Genomic DNA, 1,124 nt, shown 5'->3' on the forward strand with positions numbered 1-1,124 from the left:
ATCGCGCAATCAGCCTTGAGCAAAATCTTGGCACAAAATGACATGGTCGAACCCGCTGAAGGGCTCTTCATCARCCAACATCTTCCTCCACTCTCCGCCTTTACTGAGCAGACACTCGCTACCTACCCAGGATTGGATTTACTCAGTGCAAAAGAGAAACAAGCCAGCGCGCTGATCAAAGACTGAGAAAGGGAATACATGACCCTGAGGTCTATCTTTACGAGATACAGCCTTTACGAAGATGATTCGTTAGCCAGTGAGATGAAGCCTGATTGGCTGGTTGGTGTGGGCGTGAATATTCCGCTATTGGAAAACACTGGCCGCAGTGACAAAGTGAAGGCTGCCAACAGTATGGTCTCTCAAGTTCAATCTCTCAAAGCACAAGCGAAAGAAGATCTTTCCGTCTGGAAACAAAAAACCTTATTTGAGACGCAACAAGCCATCGACGAAGTCATCGGCCTTGAATCAAGTACTTCGCCTAGCCCAAAGAGAACCTAGATTTAAGAGAAAAAGCGTTCAACCAAGGCCTATCCACCTCTTTGGAAGTGGTTGATGCGCAGCTCTATCGCGCGAGCGTCGAAACCCAGCAATCTGCCGCACGATTTCGCTACCTACTCTCTTTGACCAAGTTATTGGCGCTCAGTAGCGAAATGAATAGCTTCAATCAATATCAATCATCTGCTTACCAACCGACTCAAGAGGCGTCACTATGAAATCATTAAACCTGTTTGCTGTTCACTGTTGTGCCGTCGGTGTCGTGAGCTGGGTCGGTTACAGCTTTTATCAAGCCTATCAACCAGACGCAGTCCGCTGCAAGGCATGATTGAAGCGCAGCAGTACAGTATTTCGTCTAAAGTACCAGGCCGTATCGATTCAAGTCTTAGTGCGTAAAGGGGAAAATATCACCAAGGGGCAACTGGTTTTTACCCTGCATAGCCCAGAAATCGAAGCCAAGCTCGAACAAGCGAAAGCCGGTGAAAAAGCGGCAGGCGCCCTCGCTCAAGAAGCCGAAAAAGGAGCTCGTAGCCAACAGATTCAAGCAGCGAAAGACCAATGGCTAAAAGCCAAAGCCGCTGCAGATTTGATGGAGAAGACCTACCAACGCGTCAACAATCTGTATAACG

2 pseudogenes are annotated in these 1,124 nt (G+C 48.1%); both read left to right on the forward strand.

Annotated elements, in window-relative coordinates:
* Positions 1-713, forward strand: a pseudogene (locus CIK04_RS28660) (TolC family protein); the annotation flags it as partial.
* Positions 710-1,124: pseudogene (locus tag CIK04_RS28665) on the forward strand (biotin/lipoyl-binding protein); the annotation flags it as partial. The pseudogenes CIK04_RS28660 and CIK04_RS28665, both read left to right, overlap by 4 nt.

It is taken from the genome of Vibrio sp. 03_296 (assembly GCF_002265885.1).